The sequence below is a fragment of the Arthrobacter cheniae genome (assembly GCF_003602275.1).
Classification (GTDB): domain Bacteria; phylum Actinomycetota; class Actinomycetes; order Actinomycetales; family Micrococcaceae; genus Arthrobacter_D; species Arthrobacter_D cheniae.
The window spans coordinates 35,588-61,100 of the sequence record NZ_QZVT01000004.1 but is presented as its reverse complement, the minus strand read 5'-3'; the positions used below and the strand labels follow the sequence as shown (position 1 = coordinate 61,100).

Below are 25,513 nucleotides of genomic sequence, written 5' to 3'. Positions count from 1 at the left end.
ACGCGCGGCTCACGGGCGAATTGATCAGTCATTAGCCTGCACCGGGTGCCCGGGTGCCCGGCTGCCCGGGTGCCCGGCTGCCCGGGTGCCTGGGTACCCAGTGGTCAGGGTGACCAGTCATGGACATGGAAGACACCACGGACGACGAAAACTCGTCCTACGAGGAGCCGGATGCCGACGTCGAGGCTGCCCTGGACGCCTGGACGCCTGGACGCCTGGACGCCTGGACGCCTGGACGCCTGGACGCCTGGACGCCTGGACGCCTGGACGCCTGGACGCCTGGACGCCAGGACGGCCGGGGAGCGGTAGCCTCTGACTCCAACTTCCCGAGGGCGCGGGTCCAGCCGACCGTATCCGCGGCGCTCATCGATCACGATCGGAGCGGCAAGCGCCAGCACGATCACCATCAGGCATGCCGGGACAGACAGGACGAAGGTGAATTCGTCGGTGCGAAGGTTCGATGGCGGCCGTGGGCTCACGTGCCGTAGTAAAGGTTCACCAATTCTTTGCCAAAGTGGTCGACGCGGGCAAAGCGAAAGGCCCTGCTTTCCTTTGTTCACAAGGGAAGCAGGGCCTTTCTTATCAGCGGTGACGGTGGGATTTGAACCCACGTTGGCTTTTACACCAAACAACATTTCGAGTGTTGCACCTTCGGCCGCTCGGACACGTCACCAACGCCGCTACTTTACCGGGTTCGGCCCCCGAGTCCCAAAACGGGTGGGGGTGAGCACGGCAGGTCGACGCTACGGCAGCTCGATGACCTCGTTCTTGCCCGAGTCCGGCTTACTGCCGGTCACGAGGCCCTTGACCATCTTCACGGCCGAGACGACGCGCGGAGCGTCCATCGACCAATACTCGGCGGTGTCCGCGTCGACGTGGATCAGGGCGACGGCGGGATCGTCGCGGCCGTTCTCGAACCATGCGGACACCGAGGGTCCCCAGAGCTCGTCGATCTTCGCCTGGTCCCGCGTCAGCGTCGCCGTGCCGGCGATCGATACGTAGCCCTTGCCCGTACTCGCCGAGACGTTGACCTGCGGGTTGGCGCGGATCTCGTCAGCCTTCGGGGACGGGTCTTCGGTGAAGAACCAGAGGTCACCGTCAAAGTCCTTGCCGTGCAGCGCTAGCGGCCTGCTCACGAGCTGCCCGTTCAGGCTGACGGTCGTGAGGATGGCGATGTCGGTCTTGCCGAGGATGTCCTGTACTTCCTTCAAGCCGTCCTGCTGGTCTGCCACGTCTACTCCTTCGAGGGGGATGCTCTGGATTTCATCAGCCTACGCAGTATCAGGGGTGGCGGGAACCGGATCGCTGCACCGCGAAGAAGTCCTTGAGCAGGAGCGCACACTCCTCCTCGCGCACGCCGGAGACCACTTCGGTCCAGTGGTTGAGGCGGCGCTCGCGGAGGACGTCGAACACCGAGCCTGCAGCGCCGGCCTTCTCGTCCCAGGCACCGAAGACCACGCGGGGGATGCGGGCCAGGACGGACGCCCCTGCGCACATGGCGCACGGCTCGAGCGTCACCACCAGCGTGCAGCCCTCGAGTCGCCACTTCCCGAGTCGGTCGGCGGCGGCGCGGATGGCCTGTACCTCCGCGTGCGCCGTCGGGTCGCCGAACTCCTCACGCTGGTTCCAGCCCGTGCCCAGCACGGAGCCATCAGGTCCGACGACGACGGCGCCGATCGGTACGTCCGCACTGGCACGTGTCCGCGCGGCAGCGAGCAGTGCCAACCCCATCCAGGCCCGGTGCTCGGGATCAACGGGCGGAGGGGAGGGGTTCATGGGCTCAATGGTACTTTTGTCGCATGCGCGTACTGGTAGTCGACCACCCCCTTGTAGCCCACAAACTCACGGTTCTCAGGGACAAGGACACATCGTCACCGGTGTTCCGCCTCCTCACCGAGGAGCTCGTCACCCTGCTGGCCTATGAGGCGACGCGTGATGTCCGCGTCGAGACCGTGTCCATCGAGACGCCGGTCACGGCTACCCAGGGCACGGGCCTCGTGAAGCCCACGCCGCTCGTGGTCCCGATCCTCCGGGCCGGCCTCGGGATGCTCGAGGGGATGACGCGCCTCGTGCCGACGGCGGAAGTAGGGTTCCTCGGCATGGCCCGTAACGAGGAGACCCTCGAGGCGATCACGTATGCCGAGCGACTGCCCGAGGACCTCACCGGTCGCCAGGTCTTCGTGCTGGATCCGATGCTGGCCACGGGGGGCACGCTCCGCGAGGCCATCAAGTTCCTCTTTGCACGGGGCGCTGCCGACATCACCTGCATCTGCCTGCTCGCAGCACCCGAGGGCCTCGCCACGCTGCAGGAGGAGTTGGAGGGCCGCAACGTCACCATCGTCCTGGCCTCGATCGACGAGAGGCTCAACGAGAAGTCCTACATCGTCCCGGGTCTCGGGGACGCGGGAGACCGTCTCTACGGCGTCGTCGGCTAGGCCCTACATACCTCCTACGCGACGACGGCCGAATACGGCAAGGGGCGTCGCAGCATTGCCGAGGAGTTGCGCAAGCGCGTGGCACGGGCTCCAATGGGGCGATGACGAACGACACCAGCACGACCAAGCCAGGTACCGAGGGCGGGCTGAAGCGCGCAATCGGCGCACCGTTGCTGTTCGCCTTCATTGTCGGTGACACGCTCGGGGCCGGCATCTATACGCTGGTGGGCACGATGTCCGCCGACGTCGGGGGCGTGATCTGGCTGCCGCTGCTCATAGCGCTGGTCGTGGCGCTCCTCACCGCGGGGACCTACGCCGAGCTGATCACCAAGTATCCGCATGCCGGAGGTGCTGCAAGGTACGTGGATCGAGCCTTCAGCATCCCGTACGTGTCGTTCCTTGTCGGGTTCCTGATGATGGCCTCGGGAATCACCACGGCCGCTGCCCTCGCGAATGCCTTCGCAGGCGACTACCTGGCCGCGCTCATCGATGTGCCTGCTGCTCCCGCGGCGGTCGTCTTCATCATCCTGCTCACGATCATCAACCTCCGCGGTGTCAGGGAATCCCTCACCGCCAACCTCGTCGCCTCCGTCATCGAGGTGAGCGGCCTCGTGCTCGTCATCGTCCTCGCCGCCGTCGTGTTCGGTAGTGGCGGTGGTGAGCCGTCCCGGCTCCTCGAGTTCGCTCCGGACGTCCCGCCGCTGCAGGGCGCATTCGCCGCGTCGATCATCGCCTTCTTCTCCTTCCTGGGGTTCGAGGCCGCCGCCAACATGGCCGAAGAGGTACGCAACCCCTCGAGGGCCTACCCTCGAGCCCTCTTCGGAGCCATCGGCACCGCTGCCGTCATCTACCTCCTCATCGCCGTGGGAGCGGTCATCGTCCTGCCCCCGGCTGAGCTCGCGGTCTCCACCGCTCCACTGCTCGACGTCGTGGCGGCCACCGGCGCTGGAATCCCGCCGTGGTTGTTCGGCCTGATCGCCCTGGTCGCCATCGCCAACGGCACGCTGCTGTTCATGGTCATGGCCAGCCGTGTCGGCTACGGCCTTGCAGAAGCGGGACTTCTGCCCCGTGCTTTCGGCCGTGTGCTGCCGAAGCGACGCACTCCGGTGGTCTCGATCCTCGTCGTCGCCGGGTTGACCATCGGGCTGACCCTCCTGGGGGATGTCTCGACACTGGCCGAGACCACCGTGCTCCTGCTGCTCCTGGTGTTCCTGTCGGCCAACGTGAGCGTGCTCGTGCTCAAGACGGACATCGTGGAGCACGCCCACTTCAAGGTGCCGCGCTTCGTGCCGGTGCTCGCGATCATCGCCAGCATAGGCTTGCTGACCCAGCAGACCGGAGTCGTCTGGCTCGGTGCCCTCGCCTACGTGGCGGTCGGATCGGTGCTGTTCCTGCTTGCACGGGTCGGGCGCAAGCGCGAGGAGCGCGTCTCGAGCTAGCGGGTAAGGGGAATCATTCCCGGGATCGCCGCAGGGTCGCGTCGTCCGTCAGGTTCGGCCTCCAAGCTGACGAGGGTGCCGTACTGCGGCTAAGAGTGGACGGATGGCTTGTGGGAGGCGCCCCTACTGGACGGAATGTCAGCAGGAGCGCTTCGCCCGGGTCGCGGCTGACGCTCCGTCCACGCGTCCATAGTGCTCGCATGCTGGACATCGGGCATTGTTACTTGCGCGTAGGCGATTGTTACATGCAATAATTCGACACGTGAACACCAACTCACCCGCATCTGCAGCCGCAGTTCCCTCCCAGGACTCCATGTCCCGGATGGACCTCCGCTGTTATCGAATGCACGCGTAACGGTTTTACCCAAACCTTCCTTACGCACTCCAAGCCCAACGGCGGGCATCCTTCTTCATCCCGACCGGGCACATCCCGCATTCGAGCCGCGATGACGGCACACTTCACGGAGTTGTTTCCATGTCAGTAAATTCAGGCTACGTCCATATCTCCCTCCGCTCGCCCCAGGGCCGCCAGGCCCGGCAGCAGTTCGCTCCCGCCTTCGGCCATGACCCGCAGGCGTCCCACCCGCATCGCCTCCAGGTCGTGGCCGGCAGGGATGCGCAACCGCTGACCGCCCCTGTTCCCGTCGTCGCTCCCAATGGAGTTCCCGGTCCGCAGGCCGTCACGGGCGACACGACAGCGCGCGGCTTCGTGCTCTACGTCGCGTTGGACGAGGCCACGGCCGCCGAGGCCGGCACCACCTTCTCGAAGCTCGCACAGGACGTCCGTGCGTATGTCCGGTCGCTCGTTCCGACGGCGGAGAGCCATGCGGCTGTGGCACTGGCCCCGGCCGACGCTCCCGGCTCGGACATCGACGTCGTCCGTGCCGCGCTCGGCGACCCTACGGTCGCACGACGTTCCCGTGCTGATGCCGTATCCATGCAGGCGCAGGCCCAGCCCGCGCGGCCTACCGGTGTACTCATCGACCTGTCCCGGCGGGAGGTCCACCTCGACGGCGAGACGCTGAACCTCACGTTCAAGGAATTCGAGCTCCTCAACTACCTCGTCGAGAACGCGACCCGCACCGTCGGCCGCGAGGAGCTCCTCAGCGGACTGTGGCGGAACGCGGACGAAGTTCCGAACGAGCGCACCATCGATGTCCACATCAGGCGGTTGAGGTCGAAGCTGGGACGCCTGGCGAATACGGTACGGACCGTGCGCGGCCAGGGCTACCGTTTCTACGACCACCCGGAGGTCGTCGTGTGGGCAGCTCCGGAGTACTCCATCTAGCCTGCCGGCGGACTTGTGGAAGGCCATAGACTTCGGGGATGGCCTCCCACCACCTGAAGAAACTCATGCTCCTGCGCCATGCGAAGGCGGAGTTCCAGGAGGGCGTACCGGACCATGAGCGGTCGCTGAGCTCGCGCGGTCACGCTGATGCCCCGCTGGCCGGCCGCTGGATGCTCGAGCATGACGTCGTGCCCGACTTCATCCTCGTCTCCACGGCGCTCCGCACCCGGCAGACGTGTACCTGGATCTGCAAGGAACTGGGAGACAAGGCACCGACACCCAAGCTGGAGGACGACCTCTATGCCGCCCACTCCACCGAGATACTCACGCTCATCAACCACGTACCGCCGACCGTCACGAGCCTCCTGGTGATCGCGCACAACCCTGGTATCCAGGAGTTGGCCATGCGCCTCGCCTCCGTTCGGTCCAGCGAGCCTGCCGTGATGGACCTCGCCACGGACTACCCGACGGCGGGCTTGACCGTGATGACGTACGACGGCGAATGGGCGTCGCTCGACGGCCGCGATGCCGATGTCACCGATTTCGTCGTGCGCCGAGCCTCCAGCCTGCGGTAACGGCCGCCGGCAGGGCCTACATGCCGTATTTCTCGAGCAGCCGCAACCACACCTCGCTGACGGTTGGGTACGCGGGAACCGCATGCCACAGGCGGTGCATCGGTACCTCGCCGACGACGGCGATGGTCGCGGAGTGCAGCATCTCCGAGACTTCGGGCCCGGCAAATGTCACGCCGACGAGTACCTTGCGGTCCTCGTCCACCACGATCTGCGCCCAACCCTTGTAGTCGTCCCCATGGAGGGCGGAGCCACCGACGGCGATCGGCAGGGACGTTTCCGACGCGTTGACGCCGTCCTTCCGCGCCTGCTCGAGCGTCCGGCCGACCATTGCAATCTCCGGGTCGGTGAAGACCACCTGCGGGACGGCAACATCGTCTGCCGTCGCAGCGTAGGGGCTCCAGTCCTCCGCGGAGTCACCGAGGGTGCCGTTGGCGCGGGCAGCGATCGCGTCACCGGTCATGCGTGCCTCGTACTTGCCCTGGTGTGTCAGCTGTACCCTGCCTCCGGCGTCTCCGACGGCGTAGAGCCAGCCCCCGGCGTCGGGCACGCGTCCCGTCGCGTCGCTGACGATCTTCCTGACGTCCAGTCCGAGGTCTTCGAGGCCGAGGCCGTCCGTGTGGGGGTGGCGTCCGGTGGAGACCAGCAGGCGCTCGGCGGTTACGGTCCGGCCGTCCCCGACGTCGAGCAGGAACATGCCGTCCTTCTTCCGGACCGCGCTGGTGGCGGTGTCCGTCAGGATGGTGATGCCTTCGGCGCGCAATGCCTCGAGGACGAGATCAGTGGCTTCCTTCGGGTAGTTCCCGAGGATGCCGCTGCGGGCAATGACGGTGACCTCCGAGCCGAGCCGGGAGTAGGCCTGGGCGAGCTCCACCCCGGCGACGCCCCCGCCGAGGACCGCCAGACTGGCCGGTACGGCGGCGGCGGAGGTGGCTTCCCGGGTGGTCCAGTAGTCGAGATCCGCGAGCCCGTCGATCGGCGGAACGGTCGGCGTCGAGCCGGTGGCCAGGACGACCGCGTGGGTGGCGCGATAGCGGGTCTTCGTTCCGTCCTTGTGGCTGACAGTCACTTCACGTTCGCCGGAGATGGTCGCCCAACCGCGGTCCAGCGTGATGCCGGCAGAGGCTACCCATTCCTCCTGGGAGGAGTCATCCCAGTCCGAGGTGAAGGAGGTGCGGCGGGCCAGGACCTGCTGGGGATCGAGGGAGCCGGTGATGGCCTCGCGCGCACCGGCCACGGCCCGTGCTGCATTGAGGATGGTGCCGGGTCGGAGCAGTGCCTTGGACGGCATGCAGGCCCAATAGGAGCATTCACCACCCACGAGGTCTGCTTCGACCAGTACTGCCGATAGGCCCTTCTCGGTCACCCTCCCTGCCACGTTCTCACCGACCGCGCCGGCGCCGATGATCAGGACATCCGTAGTCTTCACTTCGCTCATAGGCGAAGCTTTTCACTGACCTGGCAGGGCGGCAAGCCAACGAAGAAAGGCCCCGACCGGAGTCGGAGCCTTTCAGGGGTTCTGGTGAACCGTGGTGCGCGCGAAGGGATTCGAACCCCCAACCTTCTGATCCGTAGTCAGATGCTCTATCCGTTGAGCTACGCACGCATCCGTAGTCCGTCGATCCGCACTGCGAATCCGTCCTACAAGCGGGCCGTTTGGCCGTAGACAACTTTACCGTGGAATCTGCATGTCACCTAATCCAGAGGCGATGCACCGAGGAACTGTACCGGTCTAGGTGACCTTCGTCACACGGCAAGCTTACGTAAGCGCAGGACATCGCCGCCGTTTCGGGCTTTGGAAGGCCGACGGCGGCAACGGCCCGTCCGCACCACCCTTGCATGAAACATCCCACATCTAGCATCGGATCACACCGAGCACCCCAACGAAGGGAAGACTGATGGGCGATCCCGTACGACAGATGACGGCCGACACCACCACGACGAGTCCTGAGGATGACGCACAGTCCTATGGTTCCGCGCAGGCAGCGACGAATCATCAGGCGCTGCTTGCATGGGTCCGCGAGGTCCAGCAGCTGACGCAGCCGGCCCAGGTCGTGTGGGTGGACGGCTCCGAGGCGGAGAATACGCGGCTCAGCGACGAGCTCGTCGCCGCGGGGACGTTCGTCCGCCTGAACCCCGAGCTCTTTCCCAACTCCTTCGCGGCGTTCTCGGACCCCAAGGACGTGGCCCGCGTGGAGGAGCAGACGTTCATCTGCTCGAAGAACGAGCGGGAGGCCGGCTTCACCAACAACTGGATGGACCCGGACGAGATGAAGGTGAAGCTCAACGGCCTCTTCTCGGGTGCCATGCGTGGCCGGACCATGTACGTGATCCCCTTCGTCATGGGCCACCTCGACGCCGAGGACCCGAAATTCGGGGTCGAGATCACCGACAGCGCCTACGTGGTGACGTCCATGCGCATCATGGCGACCATCGGGACGGCTGTCCTGGACCGCATGACCCAACTCGACGCCGGCTTCGTCCCGGCCCTCCATTCTCTCGGAGCGCCGCTCTCCGACGGCGAGGCAGACGTCCCCTGGCCGTGCAACGACGAGAAGTGGATCGTGCACTTCCCGGAGGAGCGGTCCATCTGGTCCTACGGCTCCGGCTACGGCGGCAACGCGTTGCTCGGCAAGAAGTGCTACGCCCTGCGCATCGCGTCCGTGATGGCACGCGACGAGGGGTGGCTGGCCGAACACATGCTGATCCTCAAGCTCACCTCCCCGCAGGAGAAGACCTACTACCTCTCCGCTGCCTTCCCCTCCGCCTGCGGCAAGACCAACCTCGCTCTGCTCGACCCGACGATCGAGGGCTGGAAGGTCGAGACCCTCGGGGACGACATCACGTGGATGCGCTTCGGCAAGGAGGGCGAGCTCAGGGCCGTCAACCCCGAGGCCGGCCTGTTCGGCGTCGCACCCGGAACGGGCTGGCACACCAACCCGAACGCCATGCGTGCCATCGCCAAGGGCAACTCGGTGTTCACCAACGTCGCCCTCACCGACGACGGCGGCGTGTGGTGGGAGGGCATGACCGAGGAGGTGCCCGCGCACCTCATCGACTGGCAGGGCCGGGACTGGACGCCTGACATGGACCACCCTGCCGCCCATCCGAACGCACGGTTCTGCACGCCCATCGACCAGATCGACATGCTTGCCGAGGAGTTCAACCGGCCCGACGGCGTCGAGCTCTCCGCTATCCTCTTCGGCGGACGCCGCAAGACGACCGTCCCGCTGGTCACGCAGTCCCGTAACTGGGCCAACGGCATCTTCATGGGTTCGACGCTGTCCTCCGAGACCACGGCCGCCGCCGCGGGAGAGGTGGGCCGCGTCCGCCGCGATCCGATGGCCATGCTGCCCTTCATCGGGTACGACGCCGGTGATTACCTCCGCCACTGGCTCACGCTGAGTGCCGGTGCGGACCAGGCCCGCCTTCCGAAGATCTTCCTTGTCAACTGGTTCCGCCGCACCGCCGCAGGCGGGTTCGCCTGGCCGGGCTTCGGGGACAACTCACGGGTGCTGAAGTGGGTTATCGAGCGGTTGGAAGGCACCGCCGACGCCGTCGAGACTCCTATCGGATTCGTTCCCACCGGGGATGGGATCGACCTGACCGGACTGGACATGACGCCCGCCGAGGTCGAGGCGGCGGTGCACGTCGATGCCGTCGAGTGGGCCCAGGAACTCGAGGGGATCGAGCAGTGGTATGCCGGCTTCGGGGCGTCCCTGCCCGACGAGCTCAAGGGGCAGTTGGAGGAGTTGAAGGAGCGCTTCAGTAACGCCTGACGCCTCTCTATACAGGAACGGCCCCTCCCGGTGGGAGGGGCCGTTCCTATATCGGCTTCCTACTAACAGCTAGTCGCGGATGACGGCGAGGACACGCTGCACGAGGTCCTCGAGCGTCTGCGGGTCCACGGCCTCCGCATTGAGCCGGAGGTAGGGCTCGGTGTTCGAGGGGCGCAGGTTGAACCACCAGTTCCCGTGGTCCGGCGTGAAGGTGAGGCCGTCGAGGTCGTCCACCGCAACACCTTCCTGTTCGAACTCCGTGCGGGCCCGCGCGATCGATGCCTGGAGGTCCTCCACCTTCGAGTTGACCTCGCCCGAGGAGAAGTAGGGCTCGTATTCCCGGCCGAGCTCGGACAGCGGGCCGTCCTGTTCCCCGAGGGCCGCCAGGACGTGCATGGCGGCCAGCATGCCCGTGTCGGCGTTCCAGAAGTCTCGGAAGTAGTAGTGGGCGGAGTGCTCGCCGCCGAATACCGCTCCCTCCTCGGCCATGACGGCCTTGATGAAGGAGTGGCCTACCCGGGTGCGGACCGGGCGGCCGCCGTCGTTCCTGATCAGTTCCGGCACCGCGCGCGAGGTGATCAGGTTGTGGATGATGGCGGGCTCGGAGGTGCCTGCAGCCTGTGCGCGGGCGATCTCGCGGCGCGCGATCATCGCGGTGATGGCGCTCGGCGAGACGGCCTCGCCCAATTCGTCGATGATGAAGCAGCGGTCGGCGTCGCCGTCGAACGCGATGCCGATGTCCGCACCGTGCTCGACCACTGCGGCCTGCAGGTCGCGGAGGTTCTCCGGCTCGAGCGGGTTGGCGGGGTGGTTCGGGAACGAGCCGTCGAGCTCGAAGTACAGGGGCACGATGTCGAAGGGCAGCGCGGGCAGGAGGCGGTCGCCGAGAACAGCGGGCGTGGTGAGGCCGGCCATGCCGTTGCCGGCGTCGACCACGACCTTGAGCGGGCGCGACGACGATAGGTCCACCTGCGCGCGGAGGAATCGCGAGTACTCCTCCAGGATGTCGCGCACGCTGGTCCTGCCCTGAACGTCCGCGGCCGGGATCACGCCGTCCGCGAGGTACCGCTCGGCACGCTCCTGGACGTCGTTGAGGCCCGTCTCCGAGGACACCGGGACCGCGCCCGGTCGCGTCATCTTCATGCCGTTGTACTGGGCCGGGTTGTGGCTGGCGGTGAAGGTCACGCCGGCAGCGTTCAGCGTCCCGCTCGCGTAGTACAGCTCGTCCGTGGAGATGAGGTCGAGGAGGAGGACGTCCGCACCGCGGAGGGTGGCTCCGTCGGAGAAGGCCTTGGAGAACTCGGGTGATGACGGGCGCATGTCGCCGCCGACGAGGATCGTCTCACCTGCAAGTCCCAGGGAGTCCACGAAGGCTGCTCCAACCGCCCGCACCGAGTCCACCGTGATGGTCTCGCCGACGATGCCTCGCACGTCATAGGCCTTGAAGGATGCGGAAAGATCGAGGAGTGTAGTCACGCTTGGAAGTGTATCGGGTGGTGTCCGACCACCGGTTGCCCACATAACGTGACCTTCCGGGGTGACTGGGGGAGGCGGCTGGAATACTGAGGACATGTCGTCGACCACCACGCTCAACGAGCAAGCAACCTCCATCCTGCACACACTCGTCGGATCGCCGGACGCGCGGTTCCATGATGGACAGTTCGAGGCCATCGAGGCCCTCGTCGAGGGCGGCCGGCGTGCACTCGTGGTGCAACGGACAGGATGGGGGAAGTCGGCTGTGTACTTCGTGGCGAGCCTGCTCCTGCGCACCAGGGGAGCCGGTCCCACCCTCATCGTGTCGCCCCTGCTCGCTCTGATGCGTGACCAGGTTGCGGCCGCGGCGCGGGCGGGCGTCCGGGCTGTAGCCATCAACTCGGCCAACCAGACCGAGTGGCAGGACATCACGGCCAAACTCCAGGCGGACGAGGTAGATGTCCTCCTGGTGTCTCCCGAACGCCTGAACAATCCGTCGTTCCGCGAGCTGTACCTGCCGGAGCTGATGCGGCGGACCGGTCTCCTCGTGATCGACGAGGCTCACTGCATCTCCGACTGGGGACATGATTTCCGCCCCGACTACCGGCGTCTGCGTGAATTGATCCTGGGGTTGCCGCAGGGCGTTCCCGTGCTGGCCACGACGGCAACAGCCAACTCACGCGTCGTGAAGGACGTCGAGGAGCAGCTCGGAGCGGGTGGCACGGATGTCTTCACGCTGCGCGGGGAGCTTGCACGGAAGTCCCTCCGCCTCGGGGTGCTCCGCCTGCCCAGCCCGCGGTCCCGCCTGGCGTGGCTTCTCACGCACCTCTCCGATCTACCCGGCAGCGGCATCATCTACGCCCTCACGGTCTCGGCCGCAGAAGACACCGCGCGCCTGCTGCGCGAGAACGGGCACGCTGTCCGCGCCTACACGGGCCGCACGGACCCTGCGGACCGCGAGGCTGCAGAGGCGGCGCTCAAGAACAACGAGGTGAAGGCGCTGGTCGCCACGAGCGCCCTCGGCATGGGGTTCGACAAGCCCGACCTGGGATTCGTCGTGCACCTCGGGGCGCCCTCCTCGCCCGTCGCCTACTACCAGCAGGTGGGCCGCGCCGGACGTGGGACTCCGAACGCCGACGTCCTCCTGTTGCCCGGAGCGGAGGACCGCGACATCTGGGAGTACTTCGCCACGGCGTCCATGCCGTCGCAGGATGCTGCCCTCCGCGTGCTCGACGCCTTGGAGCCCGGCGTCGTCTTGTCCACCCCGGCGCTCGAGACACGGGTGAACTTGAAGCGCTCGCCCCTAGAGCTCCTCCTCAAGGTGCTCGACGTCGACGGCGCAGTCCGGAAGGTCACCGGCGGCTGGGAGAGCACCGGCACCCCGTGGACCTACGACGCCGAACGCTACCGGCGGATCAGTGAGGCCCGCATCGTCGAGCAGCGGGCCATGCTCGACTACGAGAACAGCACGGACTGCCGCATGGAGTTCCTCGCAAGGTCCCTCGACGATCCGGCGGCAACACCCTGCGGACGGTGCGACAACTGTGCCGGCCCCTGGTACTCGGACGAGGTGGCGCACGAAGCGTCCGACTCCGCCAATCAGGCCCTCAGCAGGGTCGGCGTGGAACTGGAGCCGAGGGGGCAGTGGCCCAGTGGGATGGACAAGCTGGGCGTGCCCCTGAAGGGGAAGCTGAAACCGGGCGAGGTGAGCCTGCCCGGCCGTGCGCTGGCACGCCTCACGGACCTCGGCTGGGGTAACAGGCTCCGTGAACTCATGGCGGACGCGACGCCCGACGCTCCACTCGATCCCGCCGTCGTGGAGGCGGTCGTCCGGGTACTGGCGCAGTGGGGCTGGGACGAGCGGCCCGTCGCTGTCGTCAGCGTCCCGTCACGACGCCGCCCGCAGCTCATCGGGTCCCTGGCCCAGGCGCTCGCCGGGGTGGGACGCATCCCCTACCTCGGGCAGCTGACCACTCCCCACGGCTTCCCGCAGGGGCAGGCGGGCGGCAACAGCGCCTTCCGCCTGGCATCGGTGTGGGACCACTTCGCCGTGCCCGAGCAGGGTGCTGAGTGGTTCGCCGCCAACCCGGGGCCGGTCCTGCTGGTCGACGACTTCGCGGACAGCCGCTGGACGATCACGGAAGCCGGGCGCGCGCTGCGGTCCGCCGGGGCAACAGGGGTACTTCCCTTCGCGCTGGCACTCAAGGCGTAGTCCAGGTCCGTCACCAGGACCACGCAAAGGACCCCCTGTTTCCAGGGGGTCCTATGGCGGAGACGGGGGGATTTGAACCCCCGGTAGGCTTTAGGCCCACACTTCATTAGCAGTGAAGCCCATTCGGCCGCTCTGGCACGTCTCCATCGGCTATCTCTAGCCTCCCAAGGTTACCCAGAAGGGGACGGCAAGAGCAAAACCGCTGCCGGCAGCATCACCGGCGCCTTCGAGGTGCTCAAGGCGCTCGCCCTGGAATCTCCCGGAATCAGAGGGATCCCGTCAGGGCCCGCCATAGGAACTCGAAGCTCATAGCGTGCATCCTCGCGGCCTGTCGGTTGTCGGCCGCGCCGGCATGACCGCCCTCGAGGGCCTCGTGGAACCACACGTTCTGAAGGCCCATCTCCTTCATCCGGGCTGCCATCTTGCGCGCCTGCACGGGTCCCACACGATCGTCGCTCGTCGCCGTCCAGATCAGCGTCTTGGGGTAGGCGACGTCATCGCGGAGGAGGTGGTACGGCGAGAAGGTCTGCACGTACTCCCATTCCTCGGGTTTGTCCGGGTCGCCGTACTCGGCGATCCAGGAGAATCCCGCAGACAACTTGGTGTAGCGGCGCATATCCAGGAGAGGCACGCCGCAGGAGATCGCTCCGAAGAGGTGCGGGTATGTGGTCAGCATGTTGCCGACCAGCAAGCCACCGTTGCTCCGGCCCGTGCACCCCAGCAGGGCCGGCGACGTCACGCCGCGCTCGACGAGGTCACCGGCGATGGCCGCGAAGTCCTCGTAGGCCCGGTGCCGGTTGGCATGCAACGCGGCGTGGTGCCACTGCGGACCGTACTCGCCGCCACCACGGATGTTCGCCAGCACGTAGACGCCGTGACGCCCGCTCTCCGTCGTCCGCTCGAGCCAGCCGCGCCCGATCACCCCGCTGTAGGCAGGCGTCATCGAATGCTCGAAGCCGCCGTACCCGGACAGCAGCGTCGGATTGTCGCCGTCGAGCTTCAGGTCCTTCGCCCCGATCTGGAAGTAGGGGACGCGTGTCCCGTCGCTCGACACGGCGAAGTGCTGCTCGACGGCGAAGCGGTCCTCATCGAAGTAGGACGGCGAGGACTTGATCGCCGTGTGGTCGCCGCCGATGGTTCCGCGATGGAGCGTCGAAGGCGTCAGGAAGCCGGTGGCGATGAGCCAGTAGTCGTTGCCGGCGTCGTCATCCTCGTCGTCGACCGCGTAGGCATCGACGGAGTGCAGGGGCGGACAGGCATCGAGGATGTCCGATTCCCAGTTCCGGGCCGGATCGAGGATCCGGATCTCGGACGAGACGTCGTGCAGCAGGTTGAGGAGGAGGTAGTCGCGCGTCCAGCTCCACGACTGGAGGGACGTCGCGGGATCGGGCTCGAAGACGGACACGAAGGAGCGGTCGCCGGCAAGGAAGGAATCCAGCCGGACGACGAGCAGGGAACCCGCGCCATAGGTGATGCCGTTATCGGTCCAATCCGTGCGGGGGCGGACGATCAGCCATTCCCGGTGGAGCGATACGCTCGCGTCCTCCGGTACCCCGATGAGGCGCCACGCACCGTTCTGGCGGAGGTACGTGCGGCGGGTGTAGAAGTCGATGCTGTCCACGGCGATGTCACGCTCGAACCCCGGGGTGGAGTCGTGCAGCACGAGCGCCGTCATATGGTTCTCATCCACCTCGAAGTACTGCTCCGCCGTGTCGAGGTCGCCTCCGCGCGGGAGTATGCGGACCATCCGGGGGTAGGAGCTGGACGTCAGGGAGCCCGGTCCGAAGTCCGTGCCGACGTAGAGCGTGTCCGGGCCGGCCCAGCTGATCCGGCTCTTCGCCGTCGGGATGTCGAAGCCACCCTCGACGAAAGTAAGGCTTTCGAGGTCGAATTCGCGGTAGCGGGCAGCGTCTCCGCCATCAGGAGAGAGGACGAGGAGGACCCGCTGGTGGGGGTCGCCCTTCTCCGGACGCAGGAAGAGGGCCCCGGACCAGACCCACTCCACGCCCTCGGCGGCGCTGAGGGCATCGACGTCGAGGAGGAGGTCCCACACCGGATCCTCGGAGGCGTAGCTGTCCCACGTGGTACGCCGCCAGATGCCCTGCCGGTGCTCCGCGTCACGCCAGAAGTTGTAGTAGTGCTCGCCGTGCTTGCCCGCCATGGGGATGCGGTCGGTGGAGTCGAGCACCTCGAGGATGCCGCGCTCGCGGCCCTCGAACGCCGAGGTGACGAGTGCGTCCTCCGTCAGGGCGTTCTCGGTGCGCACCCACTCGAGTGGCCTGTCACCGTAGATGTCCTCCAGCCAGAGGAAAGGGTCGTCGGTCGTCGCGGTGGTCTCCATCGGGTGCGTCATCCGCCCATCCTATGCAGGGGTCCTGAGGCGCAGCCATCGCGAATGCAAGCCGTCCGGCGGGAAGCGGCAAGCGTGTTGGATAGTCTTGACGCGTGGAGAACAGGGAGGCGCGGCGGGTGGCCGTCATCGGAGGCGGGCCCCGCGGCACCTCGGTCATGGAGCGGCTTATCGCTTCGCACGCGGCACGAGGCGATGCTGCTCCCGAGCTCGTGATCCACGTCATAGAGCCCTTCACGCCGGGACCCGGACACATCTGGCGGACGGACCAGTCACGCCTGTTCCTCATGAATACACCCTGCCTCTACCCGACTGTCGTGCCCGTCGGCGAGCGCGCCGCAGAGGTGGCGAGGGCGCCCATCGAGCTGTCCTTCGACGCCTGGCGGAAGCGCGTCGAGGACGGCATAATCAATGGCGTCAGCCACGACGACAGGACCGAGAGCGCCGCGCTGGCGCCGAGCGGCTTCCCCAGCCGCGCCCTCTACGGCCGATACCTCACCTGGATGTTCGGTGAGGTGGTGCGGCTCGCTCCGCCGGGCGTCTCGGTGGTACACCACCGCAAGGAGGCGGTAGGCCTCGAGCAATCCACCGATGCCTCCGGCCATCGGTGGTGCATCCGCTTCGACGACGGCGAGACACTCGACGCCGACGACGTCGTCCTGGCAGTGGGGCACCTCGCCGCGACCCTCACGCCCGAGCAGGAGAAACTCCAGGATGCCGCGCCGCGGCACGGTCTGCAGTACTGGCCGCCGGCCGTCCCCGCAGACGTGGCATGGAACCGCCTGCCGGCCGGGGCGCCGGTCCTGATCCGGGGACTGGGGCTGAATTTCTTCGACGCGATGATCCAGGTGACCGAGGGACGCGGAGGGCGTTTCTCGCAGCTGGGCGACGGCCGGCTCGACTACGCGCCGTCGGGCAAGGAGCCGCGCCTGGTCGCGGCGTCCCGTCGCGGCGTCCCCTACAGGGCCAAGGCATCTCTCGACTCGTACATCCCGCGCAGTGTCGTCCTGAGGTTCTGCACCCCGGATCGCGTGCTCGCCTTCCGGAAGTCCGGTGTGCAGCCAGGGTTCGACCACGACCTCTGGCCGCTGCTGCACCGCGACACCCTGTGGGCCTACTATTCGACCCTGTGCATGTCGGCCGGTGACACTCTCGAAGGCCCGGTCGAGGTATTCCTCCGCGATCTGGACGCCGCTCTCGGTATCGATGGTCCCGCGTGGGAGGCGGCCGCCGCGGCTGCCATCCAGCGAGCCGTACCGGAGGGCCTCCGGATCGACGTCGAGGGCCTTGCCCACCCCTTTGCCGGACAGCGTTTCGCCGACGGCCAGGAGTTCACCGCAGCCGTTCTCGCCTATCTCGACGCCGATGCAGCGGGTTCCGCCCTGGGTGAGAATGACCCGCTGAAGATGGCGATCGGGGCCATGAACGCAGGTCGCTCGGTCATCAAGGAGGCCGTGGCGGATGGCGGCATTTCCGACTCCTCCTGGGACGCGGAGCTGCAGGGCTGGTTCGAACCACTGGTCGAGGGCCTCGCCAGTGGGCCTCCGCCCGTGCGGATCGCCCAGCTCGCAGCTCTCGTGCGCGCCGGGATCGTGCAGTTCGTCGGCCCGAACCCGAGCTTCGGTTTCGACCCCGACGAGGGCCTGTACCGCGCGGTCTCGCCGTGGGTGCGGGGTGATCTGTTCACGGCACGCTACCTCGTCGAGGCGAGGATGCCCGCGAACAGGGTAGCCACGAGTCTGTCTCCGCTCATGCGGAATCTCCTGCGGCAAGGACTCGTACGTCCGCGAACCTTCATGGCCGAGGATGGCGTTCCTATGACGTCTGCGGGGCTCGACGTCACCGCCCCTCCCTACCGCGCCATCGACCGGAGCGGCAAGGAACAGGAGTCATTGTTCGTAATCGGGCTTCAACTCGCGTCCGTGCAATGGGGGACGGCGATCGCGGCACAAGCGGGAGCGTCGCTGCAGGCGGGCAGCCGGACCCTGCTGGACGCGGACCGGATTGCCGGCGCGATCCTCGACCGGGCGTGAGCCCGGGAAGGCGTGATTCGGGTGGACCCGCCCGGAACCGGCAGCGGCGGGAAGGCCGTCTGGCCGCGACAGCAGAAGGGACCACCACCGGAGCGGTGGTGATCCCTTCTGTTTGTACCCGACCGGGCTGTGCCGCCCGGCTACGAGGACCTAGCGGCCGAGGCAGCGGTAGTAGATCGTGAGCTGCACCGCGTAACGGATCCAGCCGCCGATGTTCCAGAGCTGCGTCGGCGGAGTCGGCTTGACGCATGTCGGCTTTGGTGGCTGCGTCGGGGTGGTCGCCTCCACCGTGACCGGTAGGTTCACCGTCGTCGCGCTCGGTGCCGCGGTCAGGATGATGCGTCCCTGCCCGCTGACCGTCGTCGGGATGGTCAGGTTCACGGTCGCACTGCCGCTGGTGACCGGAACCGATCCGAGTTGCGTGGTGCGCCCATCCGGTGCCACGAAGCTCGCCGCGAGTGTCGTGTTCACCGGGCTGCCGAGCGAGGTGAGGTCCAGCTTCGACACCGTGAAGGAGACGGCGGCGCCGGCCTTCACCGCTGTCGGAGCTCCCTGGACCTGCACGCTGCGACGGTCGAACGAAGGTGACAGTGGGCTGTTGGCCCGGATGTAGTCGATCCACGCATCACGGTCCACGAGGCCCGACTCACGGGTGTCGGCACCTTCGCGGAAGACCGTGAAGTTGTCGCCGCCCTGTGCCAGGAAGCTGAAGGTACCGATGCGGTAATCCTTCGCGGGGTCGAGCGGTGCGCCGTCGATCAGGACCGAGGTGATCCTCGAGCCGCGTGCGAGCGCGGAGTCGTAGGTCACGCTCACGTTGTCCGACAGGCCGAGGGCCAGGAAGGAGCGTGAGCTGCCGTCGGGCTGCCACTGCTGTTCGAGCATGGCCTTGAACTCCGCACCCGTGAGGGTGGTGGTCCAGAGGTCGTTGACGAACGGCAGGACCGCATTGGCCTCGGCGAAGGTCACGACGCCGTCCGGGGCGTAGTAGAGCTCATTCCGGAGCCCGCCAGGGTTGACGACGCCGATCTGCGCCCCGCCACGTTCGGCGGGGGACAGGCTTGCCCGGAGCGAGTCGGCCACGAGGTTACCGAGCGTCGATTCGGATGCGCGATCGTCCCGCGCGGTGCCGGTGAACGCCGTCGTGATGTCCTTCGTGACCGAGCCGACCGGCTGGTTGCCGATGACGGCCGCCTGTGCGAGCGCCGCGTCCACGATGGTCTTGACCTCGGCGACTCGCGGGAACGCGCTGACCAGGGCTGCGTCGGCGTCCGTGGTCCGTGCGACGTTGCGCGCGGTGTAGGACGCGACGTCGCCCGTTGCGGTATCCACGGTCAGGGTGATCTGTCCGATGAACTCACCGTAGGATCCGGTCTGAAGGATGGGGCGCGTTTCGCCGGCTGCACCCGGGATGGGTGCGTCCCACGCGTACTGCTTGTGCGTGTGGCCGGTGAAGATCGCATCCACGAGGGGCGTGGTGTCGTTCACGATCCGAGCGAAGGATCCGCCGGCGGCGATTTCCTGTTCGATCGTTGCACCCTCCACGACCCCGTCACCGGCGCCGTCGTGGTACTCGGCGACGATGACGTCGGCGAGGTCCTGCTCCTCGATCTCGCCGGCAACGCGATTGACGGCCTCGACGGGATCGCCGAAGTCGATGTTCTCGATGCCGCCCGGGCTGACGAGGCTGGCGGTCTCCTCGGTGACGACGCCGATAACGGCGACGTCGATGCCATCGACCGTGTGGATGGAGTATTCGTCGAGTGCGGGCTCGCTGGTGCCCTTCGTGTACACGTTCGCGCCGAGATAGGGGAAATCGGCCGCCTCGGCTACGCGGCCGGTCAGGTCCGCGAAACCACGATCGAACTCGTGGTTACCCACGGCCGAGGCCTTCAGTTCGAGCGCGTTCAGGATGTCGATCGTCGGCTTGTCGTCCTGCAGGGCAGAGGCGAACAGGGACGCACCGATATTGTCACCGGCCGAGAGGAAGGCCGTCTTGTCCTCTCCGAACTCGGCGCGTAGCTTCTCGACGGTTCCGGCGAAGCGGACAGTGTTGGCGTCGATGCGTCCGTGGAAGTCGTTGATGTTCAGCAGGTTGAGCTCGGCGGTGGTGTCGGCCGCCGCGAGGTCGAGCCCGACGATCACGGGATCGTGGTCGCTGGCGCGGTACGGATCGGCGCGGTAGTAGTCGGTGACGTTGTTGTTGAACCGGCTGTACTCGAGGGCGACGGACTCGACGGAGTTGATGTTCCAGGTGTCCACGCCGGACACCGTCGCATCAGCTGTGGTCGACGCCAGGATGTGGTCGAGGGAACCGCTCAGTCCGGAGAAGACGTAGGAGTAGCTGTCGTCCTTCTCGCCCTGGTTCACGTAGCCCGCGTTGTAGAGGACCTGCATGGGGTCCTCCTGGGTGTACGAGTTGAAGTCACCTGTCAGGAAGACCTTGTCCGTCTTCGCCGAGGCCTTCATGGAATCCGCGAAGTCGACGAGCGCCGTGGCCTGGGTGACGCGTGCCGCGTTCCAGGCACCCTGGCCGTCACCGCTGTCGGCGTTCGTACCCGAGCTCGGTCCGGAACCCTTGGACTTGAAGTGGTTGACGATCGCGAGGAACGTCTCCGCTGCTGTGCCGCCGACAGGCTTGAAGGCCTGGGCGAGGGGCTTGCGCGCGTTCGAGAAGGCGACAGTGTCATTGAGGATGACGGATTCGCCGACAGGCTCCGCGACGGCCTTCTTGTAGATCAGGGCCGTGCGGATGAAGTCCTCGTCCGCGAGCGCGGGGAGGGCCTGCGGGGAGCGGACGTAGTCCCAGGTGTCCGGCGACGTCTCGTTCAGTGCGGCGACGAGGGTGGCGAGGGCGGAATCGCGGTCCTTGCCGAACCTGGCTGAGTTCTCGATCTCCATGAGGGTGACGACATCGGCGTCGAGGGCGGTGATGGCAGCGACGATCTTCGCTTCCTGGCGCTCGAAGTTCTCCCTGTCGGCCGCGCCTCGGGCATCACACCCGCCGTTGATGGTGATCGGGTTGCCGGCACGGTCGGTGAAGTACGTGCAACCGGCCAGGTCCTCGCCGGTGGTGGGGAAGTAGTTGAGGACGTTGAAGGATGCGATTTTCAGGTCACCGCCGACCGGCTGAGGGGCGGCCGGGCGTTCGCCCGCGAACTGCACGGGCTGCACGCCCTCCGGGCTGGCTCCGTCGAGCTCCGCGAGCGGCTGGAACTTCCAGGCACTGTTGCGGTAGTCGAGCACCACCGGGGACGTGAAGCCGGCGGTGTAGCCGACACGGACGGGCTGCGAGGCCGTCAGATAGGGAAGGACCTTGCCGCGGTTGGCCTGGTTGAAGAAGTTGGTCGATGCGCCGTCGTCGAGCCGGATACTCCGGGCTGCGTTGTCGGCGATGACCGCTGCGTTTTCCGGGGTACCCGGGCGTGCCACATCGGTGGGCTGGAGCAGGCGTTCTGTGCCTGCGGCCAGAGTGAGTTCGCCGTACTGGTTCACCGTGTAGTTGTCGGCGACGGTGAAGGTGTCGGCGGGCTGGAAGAGCATGCCCTCGGACGCCTCGCGCGCAGCCTCGGTGGCGGGCAGTGCGATGGCGGACGCCTTCGGTTCCTCGGCCGGCTCGGTGAGTTCGACGGTGCCTCCGGCTGCGACGGTGAGCTGCGTCAGGTTGAAGAATTCACCTGCGACGCCGGTGACCTCGACGTAGTCGCCGACGGCGACGGATCCCACTGTCGCGGGGGAGTAGACGAAGAGGGCGTCCGACGCCGTCTGGTCCGCAGCGACCGAGCTGCCGGGGGTTTGGATGTAGAACCCTGCGAAGCCACCCGTGGGGTAGGCCGCAGTGACCTTGCCGCGCGTGGTGACGGTCGCGCCGGACACCGGCGTGGCTGTTCCCGTGCCCTGGATGTCACGGATGGGAGTGACGGCACCCGGGGTCGGAGCCGGAGGAGGAGTGGGGGTGGGGGGAGGTGTGGGAGTTGGTCCGCCCGGGGTGGCGCCGCTGTTGGTCGGCGTCGGGTCCTGGAGCGTGAAGTCCGCCCGGTTGTCATCCGTGTCGGCGAAGCCGGTGCGGTTGGCGGACCTCGTGCTGCCACTGCCTGGCGCAGTGGCCGCTGCGCCCTCGAAGGCGGTCGCGTTGCCATAGCCCAGGGCGTCGACGACACCGGGTGTACCGGCGATCGTCCCGATCGGCAGGACGCCGACGCTGGCTGCCTGGTTCGACAGGACGATCACGCCTCCGCCTGCTCCCGGGGTGAAACTGGTCGCGAGGTCGGGGGTGGGCAGAGCGGCGCCGGTCGTGCCATTGGAGTTGCCCTGGACCAGGAAATAGCCCTTGGCCGGAATGGTGCCTCGGAGCGCGGTGGGCCCCGGTGTGGCGGTGGAGGCCGGGGCGCGGTACTGCAGCGACCAGCCGTCCAGGCTCACCGCGGAATCCGTCGGGTTGTAGAGCTCGATGTATTTATTGACGAAGGGGGTTCCGGCGGAGCCGCCCGTGACATAAGCCTCGTTGATGATGACGCCGTCTCCCGTGACGGACGCCGTGGCCGGTGGTGTCTCCACGGCCCCGGCGGGCAGTGCGATCATCGGTGAGGCGATGAGCCCCACCGACAGCGCCGCACCGAGCGCTCCCTTCCATGACGAATTGATCATCCGTTCGTTCTTCTCCTTGACGATGGCCGCGATGCGGCCGCGAGTGAAGCCCGCCGACCCCCTGATGAGTAGGCGCGTCGGCATGTGCACCGTATGTGACGCAGGTGACATTTCCGTGCACGGAGTAGCCAACCAGAACATCGTTAACAACTGGTTACTAAAAAGCCAGTGGCCCCGGAAGAATCGGGGCCACTGGCCGTTATCCACGGACGAAAGGTGCTATTTGCCCGCGTCCCTGAGCGTTCCGGTCACCTGCGCCTCATTCTCTGCGGCGACGAAGCAGAGGATTTCGCGATTCCCCGCTGACGTCCATGTCTCCTCGACGGGGTAGAAAACGAGTATCTCGAGAACGGATGCGTCGTACTCGAGGCCGACGAAGGTGGAGAATTCCCGTGCGCAGAAGTCGTTGGCCGCAGTGTTCGCGGCGGCGACGCCCGGGTAGTCACCGTCGGGCATCTGGCTGCTCGCGAAGGCCTCGAAGGAGTGGGGCTCACTGCACGGCAGGACGGGGAGATCGGAGACGTCCGTCATCCCGGGGTCGTCGATACAGTCACCGACGGCGATCGAGGTGGTGTCACTCCTGGCCTCGGCAGTGGCGGCGCCCCCGGCTTCGGGTTCGGCGGTGACGGCCTCGGCCTTGGGTTCGGCGGTGACGGCGTCCCCGGCGTCGCCCTCCGGCCCGCTGGAGGAGAGCAGGCCGCACCCCGTGGCGACAAAGAGTGCCAGCACCGATACCGACACAGCTCCATAGCGGAGGAGGCTGCCGTCTCGGCGCGGCGAGCACGTCTGGCGTGGGGGCATTCCCCGTGTGTGCCCACTACGCATTGAGACCCCGTCGTCGGCCACGGAGTCCGTGGCACGGTTGTTGCTCTTCGGGACAGTACAGGACGACGGCGTGCCACACCACGATGGAAGCAGGACCAGTACACCGACAAGGAAAGGGCGGCCCCGCAGTGCGGGGCCGCCCTTTCCAAGCGGAAGGTAAGGGATTCGAACCCTTGAGACGGGGTAACCGCCCACTGGTTTTCAAGACCAGCTCCTTCGGCCGCTCGGACAACCTTCCCGCGGATAGTGTTTCACGAAGGGCAGGCGACGCCCAAATACCCACAGGCTGGAGGAGCGGACATGCGAGCAGTGGTGATCAGGGGTGCCGGCGGGCCGGAGGTGCTCTCCGTCCAGGACGTTCCGGACCCCGTCCCGGCCGAGGGGGATGTCCTCATCGACGTCGTCGCGGCAGGACTGAACCGGGCCGACGTGCAGCAGCGGCGGGGCCTCTACCCGCCGCCCGCCGGGGCATCGGACATTCCGGGCCTCGAGGTATCCGGTCGTGTCGCCGACGCCGGTCGCTCACGCTTCCGCGTGGGGGACGCCGTCGTCGCGCTTCTCTCCGGCGGAGGTTACGCGGAGCAGGTGGCAGTGCCTGCCGGGCAGGTGGTTGGAGCACCCGACGGTGTGGGACTCGTGGAGGCAGCAGGCCTTCCCGAGACGGCCGCGACGGTGTGGTCGAACCTCGTGCTGCAGGCCGGACTCGCGGCGGGCGACGACGTCCTCATCCATGGCGCGTCCGGGGGCATCGGCGTCATGGCGATCCAGGTGAGCCTTGCCCTCAGCGCCGTGCCCCACGTGACCGCGGGATCGGCGGCGAAGCTCGACGTCGCCCGGTCGCTGGGCGTGCGCACCCTGATCAACTATCGCGACGAGGACTTCGTCGCGAGGGCGAAGGCCGCAACGGACGGTCGTGGAGCGGACGTGATCCTCGACGTCGTCGGCGCGGAATATCTGGCCCGCAACATCGAGTCCCTCGCGACCGGCGGGCGCCTCGTCGTCATCGGACTGCAGGGAGGTACGACCGCGGAGCTGAACCTCGGGGTGCTCATGGGCAAGCGTGCAAGTGTGGCCGGTACGACCCTCCGGGGTCGTCCTTCAGCGGAGAAGGCGGCCATCCTGGCTGCCGTCGAGGACCGGGTATGGCCGCTGGTCGCGTCCGGTGCCGTCCGCCCCTTCGTGGACCGGACCTTCCCGCTCGCGCAGGCAGTGGAAGCGCACACCTACTTCGACGCCGGGGCCCACACCGGCAAGATCCTGCTGACGATGGACTAGACGGGTTCCCTGGAAACGCGTTGCCGCAGATGCAGCGCGAGCACCAGCGCTATGCCGACGAACGCCCCGATCAGGGTCTCGACCGCGCGATCGGCGAGGAGCACGGTTGCGTCGGTCGGGTGCGCCAGTTCCGCGGCGACGAGGGCCAGGGGTGTCACGAAGGCCTGGGCGAGGGCGTATTGCCGCAGGATGAACATCTCCGCCGCGAATTGGGCGCCGGCGATCACGAGAACGAGCTGCCAGGCTTCAAGGTCCGGGAGCAGGATCAGCGCCGTCAGGACCAGACCGGCGAACGTCCCGAGGATGCGCTGCAGGCCCCTGGTCACGCGCGCCCGTGCGGACTGTCCCACGAGCGGCACGGTCGCGGCGACCATGGCCCAGTACGTGTGGCCGATACCGAGCAGCGTGGCCAGGCTCCCTGCCAGGAGGGCGGCGGCGAGATAGAGCCCGGACTCCCTGGCGAGGGACGCGATGTGCCGGGAGGTGATCCGGTCGGCCGGAATGTGCCGCAGCCATGCCGTCCGGTACCTCGGCCACAGGTTCCCGGCCTGCCCGAGGATCACGGCGATGACCACGGTTGCCGCCGCCGTCGTGATCCCCTGCCACAGGGGTGGTTGCGCGGGCACGGAGGCGATCGCCGCGAAGGCGAAGATATGGAACAGGGAGCCCCCAGGCCGGAGGCGGAACAGCCCTGCGAGGAAGGTGCCGAGCCCGGCGACCGCGCTTGCAAGCAGGACCAGGCCCCACGGCCCGACGTCGGCCCGGGCCGTCAGCGCAGCCACCAGGACCACCGCCAGCATGAGGCCGCCGCCGCGCAGCTGGGTGGCGAGGCGACGGCAGTGCGGTTCGTTCCGTCCGTAGATGCCGGCGAATGCACCGAAGGTCGCGAACACCGCGAGGTCGAGCCGTCCCAACAGCAGGACAGCCAGCAGCGGGATGCCCACGCCGACGGCGCAGCGAAGCGCGGGGTGGTGGTCGCGGGCGGATGGAGCCATGCTCACGAGGTCGCGGAGGAGGGTCACGTACTGCGGCTCCCGGTCGGAGGGATCGACGGCGCCGCTGGCATCGGGTGGCCAAATACCACCGACCAACCTTACTCCCGTCCGCGCCCCGACGGGGAGTCACAGACGATCATCGGCATGCTTTCGAGCACTGCGGCACTGTGCGAGGCTGGCAGGACGGACA

17 protein-coding genes and 4 tRNA genes are annotated in these 25,513 nt (G+C 67.3%); 9 read left to right on the top strand and 12 right to left on the bottom strand.

Features of this window, described 5'->3' with window-relative positions:
- Nucleotides 1–119: 119 nt before the first annotated feature.
- Nucleotides 120–488, top strand: a complete 369-nt coding sequence (locus D6T63_RS19195; RefSeq protein WP_182976929.1) for a hypothetical protein — start codon at nucleotides 120–122, stop codon at nucleotides 486–488.
- Nucleotides 489–586: 98 nt separating this feature from the next.
- Here the strand turns inward: D6T63_RS19195 and D6T63_RS08150 are convergent.
- The 3 genes from D6T63_RS08150 to tadA form a co-directional block, all read right to left on the bottom strand.
- Nucleotides 587–673: transfer RNA gene (locus D6T63_RS08150), tRNA-Ser, on the bottom strand.
- A 70-nt stretch (nucleotides 674–743) separates the two neighbouring features.
- On the bottom strand, nucleotides 744–1,232 hold the full coding sequence (locus D6T63_RS08145; protein WP_120148527.1) for a pyridoxamine 5'-phosphate oxidase family protein: 489 nt from the start codon (nucleotides 1,230–1,232) through the stop codon (nucleotides 744–746).
- Between the two features lie 49 nt (nucleotides 1,233–1,281).
- Nucleotides 1,282–1,776 carry a tRNA adenosine(34) deaminase TadA gene (gene tadA / locus D6T63_RS08140; protein WP_120148526.1) on the bottom strand — a complete coding sequence of 165 codons (495 nt, stop codon included), beginning with the start codon at nucleotides 1,774–1,776 and terminating at the stop codon, nucleotides 1,282–1,284.
- 23 nt (nucleotides 1,777–1,799) lie between these two features.
- Here tadA and upp point away from each other — a divergent pair, with 23 nt between their 5' ends.
- The 4 genes from upp to D6T63_RS08120 all read left to right on the top strand — a co-directional run bounded on the left by upp (nucleotide 1,800) and on the right by D6T63_RS08120 (nucleotide 5,737).
- Entirely contained in the window at nucleotides 1,800–2,435 is a 636-nt protein-coding gene (gene upp / locus D6T63_RS08135) for a uracil phosphoribosyltransferase (RefSeq protein WP_120148525.1), read from the top strand.
- A 101-nt stretch (nucleotides 2,436–2,536) separates the two neighbouring features.
- A complete protein-coding gene (locus D6T63_RS08130; RefSeq protein WP_120148524.1) occupies nucleotides 2,537–3,874 on the top strand; it encodes an APC family permease in 1,338 nt (445 codons plus the stop codon).
- Between the two features lie 475 nt (nucleotides 3,875–4,349).
- Nucleotides 4,350–5,162, top strand: a complete 813-nt coding sequence (locus tag D6T63_RS08125; protein ID WP_120148523.1) for a winged helix-turn-helix domain-containing protein — start codon at nucleotides 4,350–4,352, stop codon at nucleotides 5,160–5,162.
- Nucleotides 5,163–5,200: 38 nt separating this feature from the next.
- Nucleotides 5,201–5,737: a SixA phosphatase family protein gene (locus D6T63_RS08120; RefSeq protein WP_120148522.1), complete on the top strand. Its 537-nt coding sequence runs from the start codon at nucleotides 5,201–5,203 to the stop codon at nucleotides 5,735–5,737.
- A 16-nt stretch (nucleotides 5,738–5,753) separates the two neighbouring features.
- Here D6T63_RS08120 and D6T63_RS08115 read toward each other — a convergent pair whose 3' ends face one another.
- Complete coding sequence (locus D6T63_RS08115) at nucleotides 5,754–7,172, bottom strand: dihydrolipoyl dehydrogenase family protein (RefSeq protein ID WP_120148521.1); 1,419 nt, start codon at nucleotides 7,170–7,172, stop codon at nucleotides 5,754–5,756.
- A gap of 92 nt (nucleotides 7,173–7,264) precedes the next feature.
- Nucleotides 7,265–7,340: transfer RNA gene (locus D6T63_RS08110), tRNA-Arg, on the bottom strand.
- A 313-nt stretch (nucleotides 7,341–7,653) separates the two neighbouring features.
- Between D6T63_RS08110 and D6T63_RS08105 the strand changes: the two genes are divergently transcribed.
- A complete protein-coding gene (locus D6T63_RS08105; protein ID WP_120148917.1) occupies nucleotides 7,654–9,513 on the top strand; it encodes a phosphoenolpyruvate carboxykinase (GTP) in 1,860 nt (619 codons plus the stop codon).
- 69 nt (nucleotides 9,514–9,582) lie between these two features.
- Here the strand turns inward: D6T63_RS08105 and D6T63_RS08100 are convergent, their stop codons facing one another.
- Entirely contained in the window at nucleotides 9,583–10,989 is a 1,407-nt protein-coding gene (locus D6T63_RS08100) for a phosphomannomutase/phosphoglucomutase (RefSeq protein WP_235830634.1), read from the bottom strand.
- Between the two features lie 94 nt (nucleotides 10,990–11,083).
- Between D6T63_RS08100 and D6T63_RS08095 the strand changes: the two genes are divergently transcribed.
- Nucleotides 11,084–13,198 carry a RecQ family ATP-dependent DNA helicase gene (locus tag D6T63_RS08095; protein WP_120148519.1) on the top strand — a complete coding sequence of 705 codons (2,115 nt, stop codon included), beginning with the start codon at nucleotides 11,084–11,086 and terminating at the stop codon, nucleotides 13,196–13,198.
- Between the two features lie 54 nt (nucleotides 13,199–13,252).
- Here the strand turns inward: D6T63_RS08095 and D6T63_RS08090 are convergent.
- Both D6T63_RS08090 and D6T63_RS08085 read right to left on the bottom strand, forming a co-directional pair.
- Nucleotides 13,253–13,343: transfer RNA gene (locus D6T63_RS08090), tRNA-Ser, on the bottom strand.
- Nucleotides 13,344–13,463: 120 nt separating this feature from the next.
- On the bottom strand, nucleotides 13,464–15,551 hold the full coding sequence (locus D6T63_RS08085) for a prolyl oligopeptidase family serine peptidase (protein ID WP_120148518.1): 2,088 nt from the start codon (nucleotides 15,549–15,551) through the stop codon (nucleotides 13,464–13,466).
- A gap of 92 nt (nucleotides 15,552–15,643) precedes the next feature.
- Between D6T63_RS08085 and D6T63_RS08080 the strand changes: the two genes are divergently transcribed.
- The gene (locus D6T63_RS08080) at nucleotides 15,644–17,581 is read left to right on the top strand and encodes an FAD/NAD(P)-binding protein (RefSeq protein WP_120148517.1); all 1,938 of its coding nucleotides are present in this window, start codon (nucleotides 15,644–15,646) and stop codon (nucleotides 17,579–17,581) included.
- 150 nt (nucleotides 17,582–17,731) lie between these two features.
- Here D6T63_RS08080 and D6T63_RS08075 read toward each other — a convergent pair whose 3' ends face one another.
- The 3 genes from D6T63_RS08075 to D6T63_RS08065 form a co-directional block, all read right to left on the bottom strand.
- On the bottom strand, nucleotides 17,732–22,228 hold the full coding sequence (locus D6T63_RS08075) for an ExeM/NucH family extracellular endonuclease (protein WP_120148916.1): 4,497 nt from the start codon (nucleotides 22,226–22,228) through the stop codon (nucleotides 17,732–17,734).
- Nucleotides 22,229–22,447: 219 nt separating this feature from the next.
- On the bottom strand, nucleotides 22,448–22,957 hold the full coding sequence (locus D6T63_RS08070; protein WP_147394322.1) for a septum formation family protein: 510 nt from the start codon (nucleotides 22,955–22,957) through the stop codon (nucleotides 22,448–22,450).
- A gap of 246 nt (nucleotides 22,958–23,203) precedes the next feature.
- Nucleotides 23,204–23,291: transfer RNA gene (locus D6T63_RS08065), tRNA-Ser, on the bottom strand.
- Between the two features lie 62 nt (nucleotides 23,292–23,353).
- On the opposite strand from D6T63_RS08065, the gene D6T63_RS08060 reads away from it, so the two are divergent.
- Nucleotides 23,354–24,328, top strand: a complete 975-nt coding sequence (locus D6T63_RS08060) for an NAD(P)H-quinone oxidoreductase (protein WP_120148515.1) — start codon at nucleotides 23,354–23,356, stop codon at nucleotides 24,326–24,328.
- Here D6T63_RS08060 and D6T63_RS08055 read toward each other — a convergent pair.
- Nucleotides 24,325–25,419 (bottom strand): FUSC family protein, encoded by a 1,095-nt coding sequence (locus D6T63_RS08055; protein WP_235830633.1) that lies wholly within the window; start codon nucleotides 25,417–25,419, stop codon nucleotides 24,325–24,327. The genes D6T63_RS08060 and D6T63_RS08055 overlap by 4 nt on opposite strands.
- Nucleotides 25,420–25,513: the final 94 nt, after the last annotated feature.